This window comes from Amycolatopsis sp. NPDC051071, from assembly GCF_040682875.1.
GTDB lineage: Bacteria > Actinomycetota > Actinomycetes > Mycobacteriales > Pseudonocardiaceae > Amycolatopsis.
In genome coordinates this window covers 1-20,612 of sequence record NZ_JBFBBY010000133.1, presented here as the reverse complement: position 1 = coordinate 20,612, position 20,612 = coordinate 1, and the positions used below count along the sequence as shown (strand labels likewise).

The window sequence follows — 20,612 nt, the reverse complement described above, 5'->3', positions numbered from 1 at the left end:
GCCGAGGGAAGGGGGCCTTCACGCGCCACCGTCCTTACCGCTCACGAGGCCATGGGGCCTCAGGCGGACTGCGCCAGCAGGAGCAGGTGCCGTTCCAGCAGTGCGTGGAACGTCGGGTGCACCGTCGTGCCCAGCGCCGGGTCGATTTCGACCGTCCGCCACTGGTCACCGGCGGCGGTGAGCAGCACCACGGCCGGGTCGGAGATGACGACGACCCCGCCTTCCGCGCGTAGTTCCGCCGTCCCGAGCAGGCGCGGGAAGACGACGTCGGCGGGGAGACCGTCACAGGTAAGCAGGAACTCTCGGTAGTCGGCGGGCAGCCGGAGGCCGAGTCGCGCCTCGGCCGCGCCGACGTTGCGGGGTGACGCCGCCGGGGGCGCGGTCCCGCCGCCGCGTAGCCGGAGGACGCCCGCGATCATCTCGCGCCAGGAGCCGGTGTCCGGCGGATAGCGCTCGTACAGGCCCGCGACCAGGGCTCCGGCGCAGAGGCCCGGCCAGTCGCCGAGCCCGAGCGGGTCGGCGCCCGCGACCAGCCGCGGGGCGAGCGGACGGGACGCGGCGAGGATGGCGACGTCCGGCTTGCCCTGCCGCGACGCGATCTCGGCCCAGGCGTCGACGTCGCCTCGCGCGACAGCCTCGCGAAGGCGGTCCGGCCGGGACGGCCCGAGGTGCGACACCGCCTCGCCGATCGGGGAGCCGCTGAACAGACCGTCGAGATCGGACACCCGGCGGGCGAGGTACGCGTCGTGGGCGCGCTCCTCCGCGTCGAGGTCGAGCGGGGTCAGCGCCGCGGCCCACTCCGGCCGCGCGCCCTGTGCCTCGAAGAGCATCGCCCACGCGCGTTCCCGCACGGCGCCGGGGACGAGCGCGGTCACGGGACGTTCGGTGAGCGCGTGCCAATGCGTGATCAGTCTGACGGCTTCCGCCATCGCCCCGGACGCGGCGAACATCAGCGCGGCGTGCCCGATCCGGTCGTCGAGTGCCGCCTCGTCACCGCTCAGTACGTCCTTGATCGCGTCCTCGAGATACGCGTCCTTCTCCACGTTGCCGACCTTGCCACACCGGAGCCCGCCCGGCCCGCTGCCTTATGGGGCAGTTCATCGGGCCATGCGTTGACGGCTGGTCCATTCGGGCGCCACGCTTGCTGTGTTCGCGGAGATTTTGAGGCGGGGGAACGAAAGTCGCCGTGAATCTTCCTGCCGTCCGTCGCGTGGATAGGAAGTGCCGATCGTGACCGATCTCGTGCTTTTCCCGCACTGCGATCTGCATTTGGCGCTGACCGGCGCGTCCGCGCTGGAGCTGAGGTTGTTCCGGCGGGGGGATCCGGATCCGGTCAGCGGTCGCTCTCCGCTCACCCCGGTCGGCGCGTCGGAGCGGGTGATCGAATTTTTCGCCCCGCATGCCCCGCTCCGTCATCGATTCGACGACCTGCCGACCGTCGACTCGGCGGGAGTGGTGAAGGCGACCAAGACCGGCGTCTACCTGTTCCAGGTCCGGGTGGGTGACCAGTACCTGGTCGGCAGGCTCCAGGTACATCGGAAGATAGAGAACTGGTGGTTCGGGAACGACTCCATCACGACGGCGCTGGATCCGGTGGTCCCGCACGCGCAGCCGTCCTTGTACGCGAGATTCGACGACGACGCCGCGAGCGGGACCGATCTCGTCGGTGACATCACCGGGCACGGCTACATCACGCTTTCCCCGAGCGACCCCGCGAAGCTCACGGTCTCGGCGCAGGGCAGGCTCGGCGGATCCGTCGAGACCCCTCCGCCGCCCGTCCCGCCGAACCCGCCACTGCCTCCGGCGTTGAAGGTTTCCGGTTCGTTCCAGGGAGGTCCGGCCAAGGAACTGCCGGTACACGTCGTCGATTACGGGCGGGTCCGCGCCGATTTGTTCCCCGTGGACAACAAGAACGTCGCCGGCGCGGCCAAGATGCAGAACATCCTCTTCCTCGCGGAAGGGTTCACCGCCGCCCAGGAACAGAAGTTCCAGAGCGCTGTCGCCCAGATCTCCTACGACCTGTTCACCAAGCCCCGGCACGAGCCGTACGGAATCCTCGCCGAACGGTTCAACATGTTCAGCTATTTTACCCCGTCACGGGAAAGCAGGGTCACCACCGGGTTCCGGGTGACCGACACCGCGAGCCACGACATCGTCATTGGCTCGCCCATCCCGTTCAACGGGCCGGTGGACGGCGCCAAGAACGTGTACTCGCTGGACGAACTCATCGCGCGCGTCGGCTTGCCGATGCGTGACGAGCGGCGTGCGAACGACGTTCTGCGGAACCTGTGGAACGATCAGGATCTCGCCGACTTCAAAGTGTCGCTGACGAACGACGCGCTGATCGAAGCGTGGAAGGCGCAGCAGGCCAAAGGGATCCCGCACGCTTGCGATACCTTTTTCGGCCTGTACCTCGGCCAGCGGTTCGGCGACCGCACTTCCGACGAGTCGAAGAATCACGCCCCCCGGCCCGCGGCCGACGTCAAGGGGGACGCGGCGCTCAAAGCCTTCATCGCCAGGGTGTACGAGTTCTACCGTCCCGACGTGACAAGAGGACTCTCTCCCGACCCGCGACGGCATCCTCCCGAACTGCACGATGAGGAGAGGGCGAATATCGGCAATCCGATTCTTCGGTTCGCCGTGGGACTCAAGTTCCGGCTGGCGGGAGTCGTCCATCCGATCGGCGACGAGTGGAAAGCCGACCCGGCCGGGTTCCGGCGCAGCCGGGGACTCATCGCGATGATCGTCAACGACGACCTCGACGGTGGCGAGAACTTCAACGCGAGCACCGTCGTGGGGCAGACGCTGGACGTGAAGCAGAGCTTGAAGTTCACCTACGCCGGATCGGGCACGCCGGGGCGCGACCCGCTGGAAATGCGTCGCGATCAGGCCGAATTCGTCGCCGACCTCGATTCGCTCGTCGATACCGTCGCCCACGAATTCGGGCACAGTTTCAACCTCGGCGACGAATACGAATCCCGGGGTGGCGACAATCCGGGAGTCGCGGTGACGACGTTGGACTTCGATCACGACAACGTCTCGCTGCTGTCCTTCCTGCGGTCCGGCGCGGTGCCCAGCCGGAATCTCGACATGGCGAAGGTCAAGTGGCTCACCCTGCCGAGGATGAAGCAGTCGGCGCGCCTGATCGACCGTTCCGTGAACGTGCCGTCCGGTATCCAGGTTTCCCTCGGCCCGGCCGAGATCGGCAAATGGGCTCCGCTCGAAGGGACGGCGACCCCGGTACACCTCAGGAACTTCAAACCCGGATCGGACGGCAAGCAGCTGCCACTGCCGCGGCTCGCCCCCGGCTATCTGGACGACCTCCGGGTCTCCATCGTCAACAGGGCGGCGGGCACGCTCGTCCTCAACGGTCCGGCGCTGCCGGCCTCGCCGTTCCCGGTGTTCGAAGAGGGGGCCGTGCTGTTCTTGCCGGCGCGGGACGCGGCAGGCACGCCGCTTCTCGCGGTCCGTAAGAAGACCCTGGATTTCCTGCGGGCCAAACAGGAGCCGCTCAACCTCGACACGAACACCACCGAAGTCAACGAAGGACCCGACTACCCGCGTGCGATCGACGGTGGACTCATTCCGTGTGGGCCGAGCCACCTCGTCGGGATCTACGAAGGTGCGGCCCACTTCGCGGGAGGAACTTACCGCCCGGCCGGGATATGCAAAATGCGCGACGGTGCCGGAAGGAACGAGGCAGGGGAGTTCTGTTTCGTCTGCAAGTGGCTGATCGTCAATCGCGTCGACCCCGGTGCGCATGCCTTGCTGAGCGCGCAGTTCTACCCGGGAGGCGGGAATGGCTGAGCTGGGTACCTTCGAAAAGATCCTCGCCGAGATCGGGCAGGCCCTGCTCCCGCTGCGGACCGCCTTGACCTCTCCCGAGGAGTTCTCCGGCTTCCTGCGCAGGCTCGGCTGGCGTGCCGAAGCCATCCCGCAGCCGTTCGCCGAACTGGGAGCACAGGTCGAGACCCTGTATGACGCCCTACGCGGTCTACTGGGCGACGGCGGCATCAACATCGGCGGTTCGGTGGGCGACGGTGGCGCGGCTGTCAGCGTCTCGCCCGACGACATCGGGCGGGTCCTCGGCGCCGTCCAAGGTGTCGTCAACGGGATCCGGGCGATCAAGAACGCCCCGCCGTCGGCCATCCCGGAATCCCTGCGGGCCGACGGCTTCCTGGAGAAATTCCCGGGGCAGGTCCTCGAATACTTGATCATCACCTATCTGCACCGGTTCCACCCGTCCCTCGGTCATGGCCTGCACGTACTCGGTGTGATCAAGAACGGTTACGCGCCACCGGCGGGGAACCGGCCGCCGTACATGCGTGTTTCGCTGGACATCACCGACTTGCCGCGGTTGCTGTCCGATCCCGCCGGAGTCCTCAAGGACGCCTTCGGCTGGGGAACCGCCGAGTTCCGCTTCGGCGCCCTCGCCTCGCGGGTCGACGACCTCCTCGCGGCGCTCGGTGTCCATATCGCGGTCGAAGACCTCGGGACCGCGGCGGCGGAGGCCGTCGTGGGTGACTCGGCGAACCGGGTCAAAACGATCAAAAGTGTTTTCTTCGAACGGGTTCCCTCGCTTCAAAACCGGATGTCCGCCGAGATCCGGCTCGTCGGTGTACCCGGCGTGGGCGGCGGACCGCCGGGGCTGGCGTTGCTGCCGTCGTTCGACGGTTCGGCAGGCGTGGAACTCCCGCTCGCGCCGGGAATCACGGTCCTCATCCGCAGCGATCTCGATCTCAAGGGCGGCGTCGCGCTCAGATTCCTTCCCGGCCAAGGGATCGAGACCGTCGTCGGCTTCGAGAAGGGCTCGCCCGGCAAGGTCGACGGCGCCATCGAGGTGGTCGTCGAACGCGGCGGCGCCACGGGTGAGCCCACCCTCCTCCTCGGTTCCCGCGACGGCACCAGGCTGCAGTACCGCACGATCGGCGCGACCGGTGGCGTGAGGATCGCCGACGGCGTGGACGTCTTCGCCGAGTTCGAGATCAAGGGGCTCGAGTTCGTCTTCACCCCGGGCGGAGCCGACGGCTTCATCGGGAAGCTCATCCCGGGTGGCGGGTTCACCGTCGGCGGCGACCTCGTCGTCGGGATCTCGCACGCGAACGGGTTCTACTTCCGCGGTTCCGCCAACCTCGAGGCGCGTATCCCGACGCATTTCAAGCTGGGCCCGCTGGAGATCCAGGGGCTGACGATCTCCGCGTCCCCGTCCGGCGACGGTATCCCGATCGGGCTGGGGACGACGTTCAAGGCCGAGCTCGGGCCGATCACGGCGGTGGTGGAGCAGATCGGGCTCACCGCGGACCTCGCCTTCAAACCGGGCAACGACGGCAACCTGGGGCCGGTCGATCTGTCGCTCGGGTTCAAACCACCCAAGGGTGTCGGGCTTTCGGTCGACGCCGGCATCGTCTCCGGCGGCGGGTATCTCTACTTCGACCCGGAGCGCGGCGAGTACGCGGGTGCGCTGGAACTGGAGTTCTCCGGGCTGGTCGAGCTCAAGGCCATCGGGCTGATCACCACGCGGATGCCGGACGGGTCCGACGGGTTCTCGCTGCTGATCGTGATCGCCACCGAGTTCGGGGGCGGCGGCATCCAGCTCGGCTTCGGGTTCACGCTCCTCGGCGTCGGCGGTGTGCTCGGCCTCAACCGGCGGATGGACTTCGCCGCGCTGCTCGACGGCGTCGTCAGCGGTGGCATCGAATCGGTGATGTTCCCCAAGGACGTCATCGCGAACGCGCCGCGGATCATCAGCGACCTCCGGCGGTTCTTCCCGCCGGAGGAGGGCCGGTTCCTCATCGGCCCGATGGCGAAGATCGGCTGGGGCACCCCGGCGCTGGTCACCGTCTCGCTCGGGGTGATCGTGGAGATCCCGCCTGGCAACATCGCGATCCTCGGGGTGCTGAAATGCGTCCTGCCGAGCGAGGACGTCGCGCTGCTGGTGATCCAGGTCAACTTCATCGGCGCGCTCCAAGTCGACAAGTCGAGGCTGTGGTTCTACGCGCAGCTCTTCGATTCCCGCATCCTGACGATGACCATCGAAGGCGGGATGGGACTGCTCGTCGATTGGAGTGACAACGCGGACTTCGTGCTCAGCGTCGGCGGGTTCCATCCGTCGTTCAAACCGCCGCCGCTGCCGTTCCCCGTGCCGCCGAGGCTGTCGGTCGACATCCTCAACTCGCCGGGACGGCTGATCCGCGTCTCCGGCTATTTCGCGGTCACCAGCAACACCGTCCAATTCGGCGCGAAGGCCGAACTACGGCTGGGCTTCGGCGGGTTCGGCATCGAAGGGCATCTCGCCTTCGACGCGTTGTTCCGGTTCTCGCCGTTCTCGTTCATCATCCAGATCTCCGCCGGTGTCTCGCTGAAGGCGTTCGGCGTCGGTGTCTTCGGTATCGATCTCGACTTCCAGCTGGAGGGGCCGTCACCGTGGCGTGCACACGGCCGGGGCTCGATCTCCTTGCTGTTCTTCGAAATCTCGGCGGATTTCGACATCTCCTGGGGTGAGGAGCGCGACACCGCGCTGCCCCCGGTCGAGGTGCTCGGCCTGCTGGAGAACGAGGTCCGCAAAACCGAGGGCTGGCAGACCCGGCTGCCCGCGGGCGGTACCGCCCCGCTGGTCACCCTGCGGCAGCTGCCCGAGACCGGCGATCCGGTGCTGCATCCGCTGGGCTCGCTGTTCATCCACCAGCGGGCGATCCCGCTCGACATCCGGATCGACCGGGTCGGCGCGCAGCGGCCCAGCGACGGCAAGCGGTTCGGGTTCGCCCCGGTACCGGGCAAGGGGCTGGAACGGGCGTCGATCACCGGCGACAAGTTCGCGATGGGGCAGTTCCAGGACTCCGACGACGCCGCGAAGCTTTCCCGTGCCGCGTATGAGGATCAGAACGCGGGCATCGAACTCACCGCCGAGAAGGGCGCCATCGCGTCGCCGCGCGTGGTGCGCCGCAGCGCCCGCTACGAACTGTACATAGTGGACAATGAGCCGCCGGAGCCGGTCGTCACCTTGGGGATGCGGCGCCGCCGGGTCCGGATGGCGATGAAGGCTCCGGCCAAGCCGAAGCTGTACAGCTCGCCGCCCGCGGTCTTCGGCACGTTGCTCGACGGCAGCAGCACCGCGCGCTCACCGTTGTCCCAGCACGAAACCCGGTTGCGGCAGCCGTTCGCGCCCGACGAGACCGTCCGCCTCACCGGCGACCGATTCATCGTCGCCTACCGGCGCAACAACCTGCAGGCTTTTCCGCCCGCGAAGACCGGATCGACCACGGCGAACTTCCGGAGCGAGGCGAGCGCCGCCGACGCGATGGCGGGCTGGATCGCCGCGGAACCGGGTCTCACCGGGCAGCTGCATGTCCTGCACCGCACGGAGGTCGCGGGCGGGCCGGTGGCCGAACCCGGCACCTGGTCGGCCGTGGCCGCGCCCTCGCCGGTTTCGGCGGCAGGCGCCGTCGTCCTCGCCGGCGGCAAGGTGCTCGTCGCGGGTGGTGCCGACGCGCACGGGAAACCGGTGACGACCACGTCGGTATTCGACCCGGTGGCGGTCCTCTGGGAAACCGGCGCCCCGTCGCTGAAGACCGCCCGGCTGCGGCACGGTACGGCCAGGCTCGCCGACGGCCGGGCCGTCGCCTCCGGCGGGCTCGACGCGATCGGCGTCCCGCTGGCTTCGGCGGAGGTGTTCGACCCGGTCGCGAAGTCCTGGCAGGACACGGGAGCCCTGAGCACGGCCCGGTACGGGCACACCGCCACCCCGGCCGGCACCCAGCTGCTCGTCGTGGGCGGCACGTCCGGCCGGGGCGCGGCGCTGGCTTCGGCCGAGCTGCTGGATCCGCGGACTCTCCAGTGGACGGCGGCCGCGACGATGACCGACGCCCGCACCGGGCATCAGGCTGTCGTCCTCACCGACAAGAAGACCAAGCAGCCGACCGGGGTGTTGGTCATCGGTGGCGCGGTGCCGACCGGTGAGGGCGAGCGGGCGCTGGCGACCTGCGAGCTCTACGACCTGGCGGCGAAGACCTGGCTTCCGGCGGGTTCCCTCGCGGTTCCCCGCAAGGGTCATTCGGCGGCGGTGCTGCCCGACGGGACGGTGCTGGTCACCGGAGGCGACGCCGTCGGAGGGCTCCCGTATCGCCCGGGAAGCCTTGCCACGGCCGAGGTCTTCGACCCGGAGACCAAGGCATGGACCCGTGTCGGCGATCTGCCCGGCGGTGGCCGGAGTGGTCACCGATGTGTGGCCACCCCTCTCGGCGCCGTCGTCACCGGTGGGGTCGGCCGTCCACACGCGACCGCGGGCTTCCGGTCCACCGTGGTCTTCAACCCCGGTTCCGGTTCCTGGAGCGAAACCGGCGCGCTCGCCGGTGGCCGCTGGGACTTCCCGGCCGTCACCTTGGCCGACGGCCGCGTGTTCGCCGTCGGCGGCCTGTCCCGCACCGGGGCCGGTGCCGTGGGACCGGAGCCCGTCGAAATCGACGGCCGAGCCGAGCTCTACCTGCCGTGAACTCCGAAGGGATCGCCCCCATGACCAGTGTGCTCGCGGCCGACCCGACCGCCCCCGACTACCTCGCGGCCGTGACGTGGGCAGGCCAGCACGACGCCGCCGTCCTGTTGGAGGGCGGCAAGAAGGCGCTCGTCGCCGGCGGCGCGGACGCGGCGTCCGCCAGTGTCAAGCAGAGTGCCGTCTTCGACTTCGAAACGGGGAAGTGGTCGGATCCCCTCGTCCTCGGCACCGCGCGGCAGCTGCACGCGCTGACCCCGCTGACCGGCGGGAAGGCGTTGATCACCGGCGGGATCAGCGCGGCCGGCGGGCCCGCGCTGGCCACGGCCGAGCTGTACGACCCGGCCGAGAACAAGTGGACGCCGGTCGAGAAGCCGATGAAGGCGGCCCGGTGGGGACACAGTGCCGTGGCGCTGTCGAACGGCAAGGTCCTGGTTTCGGGTGGCAGCACGCTCCGGCCGGGCGGCAAGGTGATGGCGCTGCGCACCGCCGAACTGTTCGACCCGGCCACCAAGACGTGGGAGCCTGCCGGTGAGCTGACCGACGCGCGGACCGGGCACGTCGCGGTGGTCCTGAGCGGTGGCAAGAAGGTGCTGGTCTGCGGGGGAACCGTTCCGGTCGGCACGGCCGACGATCCGGCCCTCGCGTTCTGCGAGATCTACGATTCCGCGGCCGCGGCGGGCACCAGCCCGTGGACCGTCGCCGCCACCATGCGGTTTCCCCGGAGCGGGCACACCGCGACGGCGTTGTCCGACACCTCCGTCCTCGTCACGGGTGGGAAGGCGCCGGGGGTGACGGCCGAGGGCGCGTTCGACCCGTTCGCCCGCGCCACCGCCGAGATCTTCGAGCTGACCGGGACGACCGGAACCTGGAAGGACGCCACACCCATGCCGGGCGGCCGGGCCTTCCACCGCGCTGTCGCCGTCGGCGGCGGGCAGGTCGTGGTGACCGGCGGCGCCGACGACGTCACGAACGAAGCCGGTTACCGCAGTGTCCTGCGTTATGACGCGGGTGACTGGAAACCGGTGACGGGGCTGGCCGAAGGACGCTGGGGGTTCGCCGCCGTCGCCTCCGGGACCACCGTGCTCGTCGCCGGCGGGATCGCCAGTACCGGACTCGCCGCCGCCACGCAGAAACCCGAGCTGACGAAGACCGCCGAGAAGTTCGGGAGTGGTTCGTGAGCGCGAACGCCTACTCCTTCCTGCCGTGGCTGCGGACCGGGCTGACCACCCGGATCAAGGGTGACGTCGCCGGGCCGCGGGCGACCATCCCGGTCGAGCTGCGGCTGACCGGGGACGCGCTCAAGGACGGTGATCCCGCGCCGCACCGGGAACTCACGCGGCCGGTGCAGCTCTACGGTCCCGGTGACGTCGTCGGTCTCGACCCTCGGGCCATCTCCCGCACCGAACCGCGACCCGGCATCCCCAACTTCGAGCCCAATTACCTGGCGCATATCGAGTTTTACCAAGAGGACATTCCCTGGCGCTACAGTCCGGCGAAACCGGACGACGCGACGAAACGGCTGGCTCCCTGGCTCGCCCTGATCGTCCTTTCCACGGGTGGGGACACCGGGCAGGCGGAGTTCGAAGACGGTCTGGTGCCGGACAAGCCACTGCCGTTCGTCACGGTGAAGAACCCGCAGGCACTGCAGCCGCCCGGCGAACTCGGGGCGTGGGCGCATGTCCACGTCAACGGGGAACTCGACGGGCGGCTCGCGGTCGACGACCCGGCCGACATGGGCACCGCACTGGGCAAGCTGACCCGGGTACTGCGTGATGCGCCGGACAGCGCCTGCTCGCGGGTGCTCTGCCCCCGGCATCTGAAGCCCTCCACGACCTATCACGCCTTTCTGGTGCCCGCGTTCGAAGCCGGGCGGCTGGCGGGGCTCGGCGAGAACGTGCCCGCGGACCTCAAGGCGACGGAACCGAGCTGGGGCGCGGGAACCGGACAGGTCGTCCTGCCGTACTACCACCGCTGGTCCTTCACCACGAGCACGGTCGGCGACTTCGAATTCCTCGTCCGGCTGCTCAAACCGTACGAGGCCGGTGATCCGGTCGGCAGGCGGCCGATGGACGCGCATCGCCGGGTGTACGACCTGCCGCCGCTCACGACGCCGACCCTGCCCGACGGTGTACTGAAGCTCGGCGGCGCCCTTCAGCTGCCCCGAACCGACGGCCATCCCGACGACTTCGAGAACTGGGACGGCTACCACACCGAAACGGCGTCGCCGTACCCGAACCAGTGGCAGAAGGCGATGGCGGGCTTCGTCAACCTGGCGCAGGCCTACCGGCAGAAACCGCCGCCCGCCGCGAACGCCGAAGCCGCCGAGACAGCCGGGGTCACCGCGGTGGCGGACGTGACCGATCCGGTGATCACCCCACCGCTGTACGGCTGCTGGCCTTCGCTGACCCGGACCCTGCTGACCGAGGACGGGCAGCCGCTGCCGCCCGAGCAGCAACGCAACTGGGTGCACCGGCTCAACCTCGATCCCCGGTTTCGCGTCGCCGCCCAGTTCGGGACCAAGGTCGTCCAAGCGCGCCAGGAAGAATTCATGGCCGCGGCCTGGAACCAGCTCGGTGACATCCAGCGGGCCAACGCGCTCATCCGGGCAGGGCAGCTGGCGCGTCAGCTCGGGAACCGCTTGCAGGGCAAGCATCTCACCCCGACCGTCCCGCCAAAGACCCTCGCCGCCGCGGATCAGCCGGTTTCGGGACGGGCGCTGACCTTGACCGCGCCGGTCCACGGGCGGGTGGTCGAACGTCCGGCTTCGGCGAGTGCGCGGTCAGCCTCGGCGGAGGCGCCGGAACTGTTCGCCGTCGGGTACAAAGTGGACAGAAGCCGGGTCGCCGCCGCGCCGATGTCCGCGCCGATGCGCCGGATCACGCGGCCGGGTTCCCGGCTGAGGAAACGACTGCTTCCGCTGGGCAGCCAATTCGACCTGCTGGTGGACCGGATCGACCACGGGGAGGTCACCGCGGCCCCGGCCAAGGGCGCGCCACCGGTCACGGTCGCCTCCTTGGGGGTGGACCTTTCCCGTGCCGCGATCGAGGAGCAGGAGCCTTCGCGGTACCGGACCGCGCTGCGCGCGCTGGACGACGGTCTCGCCGGGGCCGCTGCCGTCGCGGAGGTCGTCGACGACCAGCTCGGCGTGATCGAAGCCATCGACGACATGATCGACGGCCTGCGTGCGGAGAAGACGTTGATGGAGAGCCTCGCCGGCTCGATGAACCTGCCGGAGCGGCTGCGGATCGCGGTGGGCGAGCTGATCGAGATCCTGGCGTATCCGGTGTTCGACATGCCGATGTACGAGGAGCTGCTGAAGTTCTCCGCCGAGACGTTCGTACCCGGTATCGGGCTGCTGCCGGAGAACTCGATCACCTTGCTGGAGAACAACCGGCAGTTCATCGAGGCCTATCTCATCGGGCTCAACCACGAAATGGCGAGGGAACTGCTCTGGCGTGAGTTCCCGACCGATCTGCGCGGGACGCCGTTCCGGCAGTTCTGGGATCCGCGTCCGGTGCCGCTGGAGCCGGGTGAATCCCGGGAAGCGTGGCGGGAACGGCTGTACGACATCCCGCCGCTGCACCGCTGGAGCAAGACCGCGAAGCTCGGCGAGAACAACCATCGCCGTCCCTCCGCCGCGCCGCAGCAAAAGGATCTCGTCCTGGTGATCCGCGGCGAGCTGCTCAAGAAGTACCCGAATGTCTCGATCTACGCGCATAAGGCGACCTGGCCGTTGAACAAGGACGGGACACAGAACAAGACCGGCGAGCGCACCATCGCGCCCATTCCGGCGAATGTCCCGCTCACCGACCAGCTGGTGCGGCTGCCGACCTACGAAGCCAAGATCTCGCCGGACATCTACCTTCTCGGGTTCCCGTTGAGCGAGCCCGAAGCGCGGTCCGGCGGGGCGGACGGGCTCGGCTGGTTCTTCGTGCTCAAGGAACGCCCCGGCGATCCGCGGTTCGGTCTCGACGAGCCACCGCCGGAGGGGCTGCCGGAGATCGAGGTGTGGAACGACGTCACGTGGGGTCACCTCGATCCCGAACGGTCGAGGTCGGGGTTCATCCGGTTCGACCAGGGTGTCGAGGTCGGCCTCGACGACTTCAACGGTGACGACGACGATCAGGAAAAAGAGCGGCAGCGCGAAGACGACGTGAACATCACCGAGTGGGCGCCCGACGTCAGTGCCGCCGATGTCGCCTACATCCTTTTCCAGGCGCCGGTTCTGGTGGCCGTACACGCACAGGAGATGCTGCGGGATGCCCGACCTCAAGCTTGATTTCCCGGTGCTGCTGGGACCGGTGCGGGTGGAGACCCGGTACGTCGGCACCGAACTGCTCGTCCGGGTTTTCCCCGACGAGTGGTCGGTCGACAAGTTCGAACCCCGTCCGACCCCGGCCGAACTCGCCGCGCTGGACGCCTACTGGACCACGCTCTGGGCCGCGGGCGGTTCGCCGGTGGGCGAGAGCGCGGCGTGGGAACAGCTCGCGGCCCGGGTTCCCGCCGGGAGGGCGGGCTGGTTGCTGCAGAAGTACAAACCGGCCAACCCAGCAGGCCGCCCGAGCCAGGTTCCCGCCGGGACGACGGTTCTGGTGGTCGTCACGGCGCAGCCCGTCGCGCAGCAGGACCGCCAGCCGACCGTCGACCACTGGACGGCGGTCTGGAAGGCGCACGGCGACCGCGAAAAGCTGCGGGACGCCGACATCGCCTTGATCGCCGCGGTGGGGGCGGCGCGGGCGAAGGCGATCCGTGCGGTCCGTCCGTCCGGAATGGACAGTGCGCCGTCGAACCGGAGCGACGTGGTGGCGGTGGCCTTCCTGGAGCTCACCCCGCTGCCTCCGGGAGAGATCGCGGAGGAGTCCTGGACGACCGCCGCGACCGCGAAACTGTTGCCGGACAAGTTCACTGCCTTCGGTTACGTCGGCGGGACACGGGTCTTCTCCGAGAGCGGCCGTCCGGTCAAACCCGGACTCGCGGTCAGCCCCAACCCCGGTGAGCTCCTGGACAAACAGCTCAAGATCGACGAGGGGACCGGTGAACTGAGGGTTCCGGACGCCTTGAAATGGCTCATCGAGTTCAAAGCGGCCGAAGAGGTCGGGATGGGCATCCGGATTGTGGTGAAACCGGAGTTCAGCGCCGGTCTCGACAGGCTCGTCGTTCTCGGCCTCCGCGAGCAGGCCACCCCGCAGACGTCGGCGGACGACTGGGGCAAGCTGCTCACCGACCAGGTGCGCACGCCGGCAGGCTTCGGTTTCCTGCCACAGGGAACGCCGACGAACAACTCGGAACAGGCGGCCGCGGGCCAGGATCCGCGCGCCGAAGCCGAATCCGCGCTCGCCACGGCCGCCGGTTTCGCGGCCGCCGCCGCGGATTGGACCACCAAGACCGACGGCGAGTGGTTTGCCGAACTGCTCGGCCTCGACCCGGCCGTGCTTGCCGGGGTGGCGAACGCCGAGGGCAAGGACCGGCGGGACGCCCGCGCGGCGCATACCGCGTTGTGGCCCGCGACCTGGGGTTACTACCTTCCGGCGTTGCTGAACGGCGTGCTGACCGAACAGCAGATCGCGCAGACGCGGCAGTTCTTCCTGGAGCACGTGTCGGGCCGGGGGCCGCTGCCCGCGGTCAAGATCGGCAGGCAACCTTACGGAATCCTGCCGACGACGGTGTTCTCGCGGCTCGCCTTCCCGGCCACCGCTCCGCATCGCACGGCACTGAACAACGTCCTCAAGGAAGCCGCGCTCGACTGGCACGCCGCGCTCTCGAAGGTCCAGTACCTCGATTCGGCCAAGGGGGATCCGCACCAGAAGCTGTTGGACATCCTCGCCCTGCACCCGACTTCGGCCGAGTACTACCAGCGGTTCGCCCAGAGCACCGACGATCTGCTCGGCCGGGGATTCGGCCAGGGGTTCGCCGAGCGGCTGGAAACCGCCTTGAGCGCGCCGATGCGGGAGGTGCTGGCGAGGTTCGGTTATCAGGACGGGGAACCCGACCTGCTGCGGCGGGTGTTCGACGAGCAGGTCCAGTTGCTCCAGTCGCCCGTCGTCGACGACCGTCCACTGTCCGAAGTGGACCTCATCCGGGCCTATGCGCCCGAAGGCAACTATCTGGCCTGGCTGGCGCATTACGGCGCGGCCGATCTGGAGAGGGTGCGCAAGGAAGAGGGGTTCACCGACAACCTCCCGCCGTCGGCGTTGCTGTACCTGCTGGCCCGGCACGCCGTGCTGCTCGGTGCCGCCGAGGCCGCGCGACGGCTCGCGCTGCTCACACCCGGCGCCGAGGTGCCGGACACCCGCGACGCGCCGTTCATCCACCTCGACGTCTCCGGCGAGCCCAGCGAAAGCCGGTACCGCAAGCTCTACTCCACGGATCCGGCGATCGATCCCGATCGGTTGGTGCACGAGCACCTCCGCACCGTAATGACTTCGAGCCCCGCCACCGCGGACCTGTCCGAGCAGCTCAAGGCGGTGGACCTGCTCGCGGCCCTGCCGACGGCGAAGCTGGAGCGGGTTTTCGCCGAGCACCTCGACTGCGCCACTTACCGGCTCGACGCTTGGCGGCTCGGCCTTGTCAACGAGCGGCTGGCGGAACTGCGCCGTGATCCGGCCGGTGGCGCGCCGAAACGCGGTCTGCATCTCGGCGCGTACGGACGGCTGGAGAGCATCAAGCGCGCCGGGACCCCGGTCACGGAGCCGCTTCCCACCGGCCTGCCCGCCATCTTCGGTACCAAGCCCTTGCCGTACGACGAGGACAACGGCGGCTACATCCACGCCCCCTCGCCCGCCCATGCCCGCACGGCAGCCGTACTGCGAGCGGGGTTCCTCGCCAACGGCAAACAGCGCAAGGACAGCACGTTCGCCGTGAACCTGAGTTCCGCGCGGGTCCGGGTCGCCTTGTCCATTTTGGACGGAATGCGGCAGGGGCAGGCGCCGGGGGCGCTGCTCGGCTACCGGTTCGAACGCGGGCTGCACGACCGGCGGATCGGACTCGACAAGATCATCGCCGGGCTTCGGTTCAAGTTCCCGTTGCGGGCGAACAAGATCACCGAGTCGGTTCCGAAGCCGTCGGAGGGGCCGGGGCTGCCGACGAGCGTCGAGCAGGTCGAGGCCCGCAACGTGATCGACGGGCTCGCCCTGCTACGTCACGTGGACTTGTTGAAGGAAGCGGAGCGGGTGTACCCGTTCAAGCTCGAAGGACTTCCGAAGATCGCCGACCCCGGCGAGATCGCGGACATCGGCAAGGAGGTCGAGGTCCTGCGTGACGCACACGACGCCTTGGCGGATCTCATCGTCGCCGAGGGCGCGCATCAAGTGCTGCAGGGCAACACCGAGCGGGCGGCGGCGACACTGGACTCCTACGCGAAGGGCGGGGTCCTGCCCGAGCCCGCGGTGGTCGAGACCCCACGCGGCGGGACCACCCTCACCCATCGGCTGGGCCTGCAGTTCGCCCCCGGCCTCGGTCCCGACCACGGGGCTCCGCTGCTGGGCAGGAACAATCCCCGCGCCAGGGCCGAACCGGCGGTCAACGACTGGCTGACCGACGTGCTGCCGGAACCGGCGAACGTGGTCGCGTCGGTCACTTGGCTCGACCAGGACAAGGAGCGGCGCTTCCGCGTGGTGACCCAGGCGGAAGCCGGGCTGCAGCCGATCGACCTGCTCTCGGCGGTGCCTCCGGCGGAGAAAGCGGAGTCGACCGACCTGGACGACCGGATCCTCGGCGTGGTCATCGAGAAGTCCCGGCCGCGACCGGACGCCAAACTCGAAATCGAGTACACGAAGCGGGTTTCCGGGAAGGTGAGCTTCTTCGAGTTGTCGCCGCTGATCGGTGCCTTGCGTGCCCTGCTGACGACGTCGAGGCCGCTGCGGCCGACCGACCTGGTTCCCGCGGCCGGTACCGCGCCGGTCGAACGCGCGGCCGACGACGCCGTGTCGCTGTCGCGGAACCGCCCGGTCGCCGTCCTGGAATCCCTGACCGGCCTGAGTACCGACGTCACGGGATTCCTGACCGATCTCGGCGTGCACTACCCGGCCCCCGGGGAGCCCGCGCGCGCCGAAATCGTCCGGCATATCGACGATTTCCTTGCCCGGTACGCGAAACTGGCCAAGGCCGCGGGTGATTTCGGGCCGGCGATCAGCGGCTGGGGTGAGCTGTCACTGTGGCGGGGCGGGGTGTTCGCCGCCGTCCTCGACGCCGTCGCCGAGGTGGCCGGACGGATGGACCGCGCGCTGAAGGCGGCGGGGGTGCTGTTCGACCGGTACGACGCGCTCCCATCGTCCACATCGGACGCGGAACGGTTCCGGCTGCTGGAGCAGATCGAACGATTGCTGGTGACCAAACCCGAGCCTCGGGAATCGTCGGTGCTCCGGATGCGGACGCGCGTGCGTGCGGCGCGTACGCGGTTCGGCGACCGGCTCGGCCGGTTGACCGGCTTCGCCGGAACGGATGAGTCGACGTTGAGCGGTCTGCTCGCCGACGTCGCACGCGAACTGCCGCTGACCGACATCGACCCGGCGGGCCTCGACCTGAAACCGTTCGAGGATCGAGTCGTCGCCTACGGCCGGGAACTGCTGGTGCGGGCGGGAAAGCTCAGAGGTGAGCTGGACGGCCGGAAGCAGGCCGCGGAAAAGGTGCTGGCACGCTACGACAAGGCGGTCACCGGACCGGATCGGGTCACCGCCGGGATCGACGCACTGAAGGCACTGCTCGGCGAAGACGTCCTGGCGGTCCCGGAGTTCACACCGTCCGAGGCGGTACTCGACCAGTGGCGTGACGCGCGGAACGACAGCGACGCCCTGGTCAAGCACCTGACCTCCGCTCAGCCGGGCAAACCCGACCGTGACTTCCCGGTGGACGACTGGCTGCACGGGATGGCAAGGGTGCGGGAAAAGCCGCGGCTCTGGGAGAAATCGGTTCAGCTCGCCAACGCGCTGCTCGATCCCGGCGGGCTGCTCGGCACTGGCATCCTCGGCTGGAAGGAGCCGCAGCTGACGCCGGTCCAACTGCCCTACGCCGAAGACGACCATTGGCTGGCCATGGAGTTCTTCGATCCGGCGAAGGTGGGTGACCAGCTGAACGAGGACCGCTTGCTCTACACGGCGCACTACGCGGCCTCGCTGAGCGGTGAGAATCACTGCGGGCTGCTGCTCGACGAATGGACCGAGGTGATCCCCGCCGAACGCGAGACCACCGGGATCGCGCTGAACTACGACGGTCCGGACGCCGAACCACCGCAGGCGATGCTGCTCGTCGTCCCGCCGGTGCTCGATCCGGCCGGGAACTGGACGCCGGAGCTGCTGCTGGAAGCGATCGAGGAGACCTTCGACCTGGCGAAGACCCGCGCTGTCGAGCCCGACCACCTCGAAGGCACCGCGCTCGGGCAGTTTCTCCCGGCGACGATGATGTCGGCGGTCCGGGACCAGGTCACCATCAGCACCGATCTCGCCGTCGGCACCCTGCGTTGGAAGGCCGCCCGATGACCGAAACCCAGTCCTTCGCCGAAGAACTCGCCGCCCGCGACCTCCCGGCCGTCGGGGTGTGGAACCGGCTGGAAGGCCGTCCGCGCACCGTCGGCTTCGACCGTGCCCTGCGGGCGGAGGTCCGGGATCCACTGTGGATGCTCACCCGGCAATGGCAGCTGGGGGAGTTCCGCGGGACGGACGCGGGCAGCCCGGTGACCGTGACGTACGCGGTTTCGCCGTCACGTCCGACGCGGTTCCAGCCGCCGGACGGGCCGCCGCAGGACCTGTCCGTCGACCGTCCACTTGAGACTGTCGCGGAACGACGGCTTCCGCCTTTGGCGTTCGGTACTCCCGGAACCGAGAAGATCGGTTTCGACCTGAGACTGGCCATCGGTCGTCAGTGGTTCAAACTGATGGCGGCGCAGCCACTCCTGCTCGGCAATCTCCTCGGTTTCAAAGACGCCTACCTCAAGCGGTATCCCATCGCGCTGCCCGATCCGGGAAACGCCGACGACGTCGCGAAGCTGGCGCATCCCGAGGTCTGGTCGATGATGCAGACCGTCGCCGGGCGCCGGATGGACGGCCACCTGTTCTACCTGCACCTCAAGGGAGGCGGGAACGCGGAGGACGGCACCGGTCTGCTCGGGGCACTGCAGAGCGCCCTGCTGCGGAAGCTGGGGGCCCGGCTGGTCAAGTGGTACGAGAAGCTGATCGACCGTCCCGTGGCGAAGCCGACGGACGCGACCTGGGATCCCAGCCGGTTCGAGCACCGCTTCTCGGTGGCGGCCGGGGCCAAGGGTGGCGGCGAGAAGAAGCTGTCCGCCGAGGAGTACCCGGGCGGAACGCTGGAGTGGCACGCTTTCTCGGTCGATCCACCGCATCCGGTCGGCGGGACGAAACCGCCGGAGCCGACGTTGACCCGGACCGTGTTCCCGGCCCCGGTCCGCTATTCCGGGATGCCGCTGCCGCGCTGGTGGGCGCAGGAGGACGGGAAGACCAACTTCGCCGCCGTCCGCCCGGACAGCACCGATCTCGCGCGGCTGATCTTCCTGGAATTCGCGCTGGTCTTCTCCAACGACTGGTACCAGGTGCCCTGCGACCTGCCCGCCGGCACCCTCGCCAAGATCCAGGGCCTGGTCGTCACGGACGTTTTCGGGGAGAAGCAATGGATCACCCCGGCCGGAACCGGGCGGGACGAGGACTGGCGGCGCTGGTCGATGTTCACCTTGGACACCATCGGCACCGCCGACGTCCGGGCCGACACCGACCTGCTGCTCCCGCCGAGCGTGCCGAAGGTGGCCGAAGGTCCCGCGCTGGAAGAGGTCCTGCTGATCCGCGACGAGACCGCGACCCTCGTCTGGGGGATCGAGCAGACCATCACGACGCCGGTCGGTGAACCACGGCGGGGAAGTGAGGCGGCCGCGGAGGTCGTCGCGTTCCGGCAACGCCTGCACGACGCCACCGCGGCGGCCGAGGAGGATCCCCCGCGCGCGCCCATCACGTACGTCGCGATGAACAGCGTCCCGGAGCACTGGATCCCGTTCATCCCGGTGCACGCCCCCGGCGACAACCGCGAGATCCGGCTGCAGCGGGCGGCGATGCCCAGCGTCGTCGACCAAGCGCCGGTGAAACCGCGGACGTCGCTGCTCCGCGTGGGTCTCGACGAGCGGCTGCCCGCCGAGAAGGCCCAGTACTTCGTCAACGAGGAGGAAGTCCCGCAGGCGGGTACGCGGCTTTCGGTCGCCTACAACCGGACGCGCTGGCGTGACGGCCGCGTCGTCGTCTGGCTCAGCGCGCGGCGGGGTGTCGGCCGGGGTGAGGGCTCCAGCGGTCTCGCCTTCGACCAGCTCGTCGATACTCCGCTCCCGCCGACGCCGTAACACGCGTGAAGGCCAGGGGAACTGCCACTTCGACGTGCGGCGGGGTCGGGACTTTGTATGCGCTCCTTATCGGGCGTCCATGCCTGACATTGATCATCTTGGTATGGCTCACCTATAAATACAATCGGCCAGCCCCGATCTCTATAGGGCGGTGGCTCAAGGTGTCCCGGCGCTCCCGGACCATCCACAAAGGACGCTTTGCGGGATGCGCGTGTCTGATTTAGGCAATTTACCCTGTTTCAGGATGGGGTTGCGAGTGATAGTGGGGTTCGGTGGCGCCGACGGGTCCCTGAAGTGTCATGAGGGGTCCCCATAGGACATTTTTCGTCCTATGGGGACCCCTTATGACACCCGGGGCCGGGCGCGAACCGAACCCTCATTATCACTCACGACCCTCGGGCATTTTGCAGCCCAAAAGGGTCCTTTGTGGATAGTCAAGGCGCGGCCTGGCTCCGTCGACCGGCCCGGCCCGGCCCGGCCCCGCCCCGCCCCGCGCCACACGAAGCCTCTGCCTTGAAGCTCGCGAAGCAGACCTCACGACCTCAAGACAGAGACTCGGTCACGTCACATTTGCCTTAACCCTCAATAACAGGATCGGTTTTCGCTGGTCACCGACCCTTTCGGCGTGTTCGCGCAGGTCAGAAACCGGCCGTTGAAGAAGGCCCCCTTCCCTACTTAAGCGTAGGGAAGGAGGGGCGGATTCATGCGGTCGTCGCAACATGCTCTATTTAGGACAGTAGCAGGTTGAGTTTTTCTTGGGGTGTAAGCCAGTCCAGTGTTTTGCGGGGG

7 protein-coding genes are annotated in these 20,612 nt (G+C 68.8%); 6 read left to right on the top strand and 1 reads right to left on the bottom strand.

Going from position 1 to position 20,612, the window contains the following annotated elements; translation table 11 throughout:
* Nucleotides 1-59 precede the first annotated feature (59 nt).
* Complete coding sequence (locus tag AB0M65_RS31350; RefSeq protein WP_364035629.1) at nucleotides 60-1,043, bottom strand: SMI1/KNR4 family protein; 984 nt, start codon at nucleotides 1,041-1,043, stop codon at nucleotides 60-62.
* Between the two features lie 178 nt (nucleotides 1,044-1,221).
* On the opposite strand from AB0M65_RS31350, the gene AB0M65_RS31345 reads away from it, so the two are divergent.
* Genes AB0M65_RS31345 through AB0M65_RS31320 form a run of 6 tightly spaced genes read left to right on the top strand, consistent with a single transcriptional unit; the run spans nucleotide 1,222 to nucleotide 19,823 of the window.
* The gene (locus AB0M65_RS31345; RefSeq protein ID WP_364035626.1) at nucleotides 1,222-3,807 is read left to right on the top strand and encodes a hypothetical protein; all 2,586 of its coding nucleotides are present in this window, start codon (nucleotides 1,222-1,224) and stop codon (nucleotides 3,805-3,807) included.
* Nucleotides 3,800-8,488 carry a DUF6603 domain-containing protein gene (locus tag AB0M65_RS31340; protein WP_364035623.1) on the top strand — a complete coding sequence of 1,563 codons (4,689 nt, stop codon included), beginning with the start codon at nucleotides 3,800-3,802 and terminating at the stop codon, nucleotides 8,486-8,488. The genes AB0M65_RS31345 and AB0M65_RS31340 overlap by 8 nt, the downstream gene beginning before the upstream one ends.
* Before the next feature lie 20 nt (nucleotides 8,489-8,508).
* Entirely contained in the window at nucleotides 8,509-9,666 is a 1,158-nt protein-coding gene (locus tag AB0M65_RS31335) for a kelch repeat-containing protein (RefSeq protein WP_364035620.1), read from the top strand.
* Complete coding sequence (locus AB0M65_RS31330; protein ID WP_364035617.1) at nucleotides 9,663-12,767, top strand: hypothetical protein; 3,105 nt, start codon at nucleotides 9,663-9,665, stop codon at nucleotides 12,765-12,767. Before AB0M65_RS31335 ends, AB0M65_RS31330 begins: the two co-directional genes overlap by 4 nt.
* Nucleotides 12,748-17,961 (top strand): hypothetical protein, encoded by a 5,214-nt coding sequence (locus AB0M65_RS31325; protein ID WP_364035614.1) that lies wholly within the window; start codon nucleotides 12,748-12,750, stop codon nucleotides 17,959-17,961. Before AB0M65_RS31330 ends, AB0M65_RS31325 begins: the two co-directional genes overlap by 20 nt.
* Nucleotides 17,958-19,823, top strand: a complete 1,866-nt coding sequence (locus AB0M65_RS31320) for a hypothetical protein (protein WP_364035611.1) — start codon at nucleotides 17,958-17,960, stop codon at nucleotides 19,821-19,823. The genes AB0M65_RS31325 and AB0M65_RS31320 overlap by 4 nt, the downstream gene beginning before the upstream one ends.
* The last annotated feature ends 789 nt before the right edge of the window (nucleotides 19,824-20,612 follow it).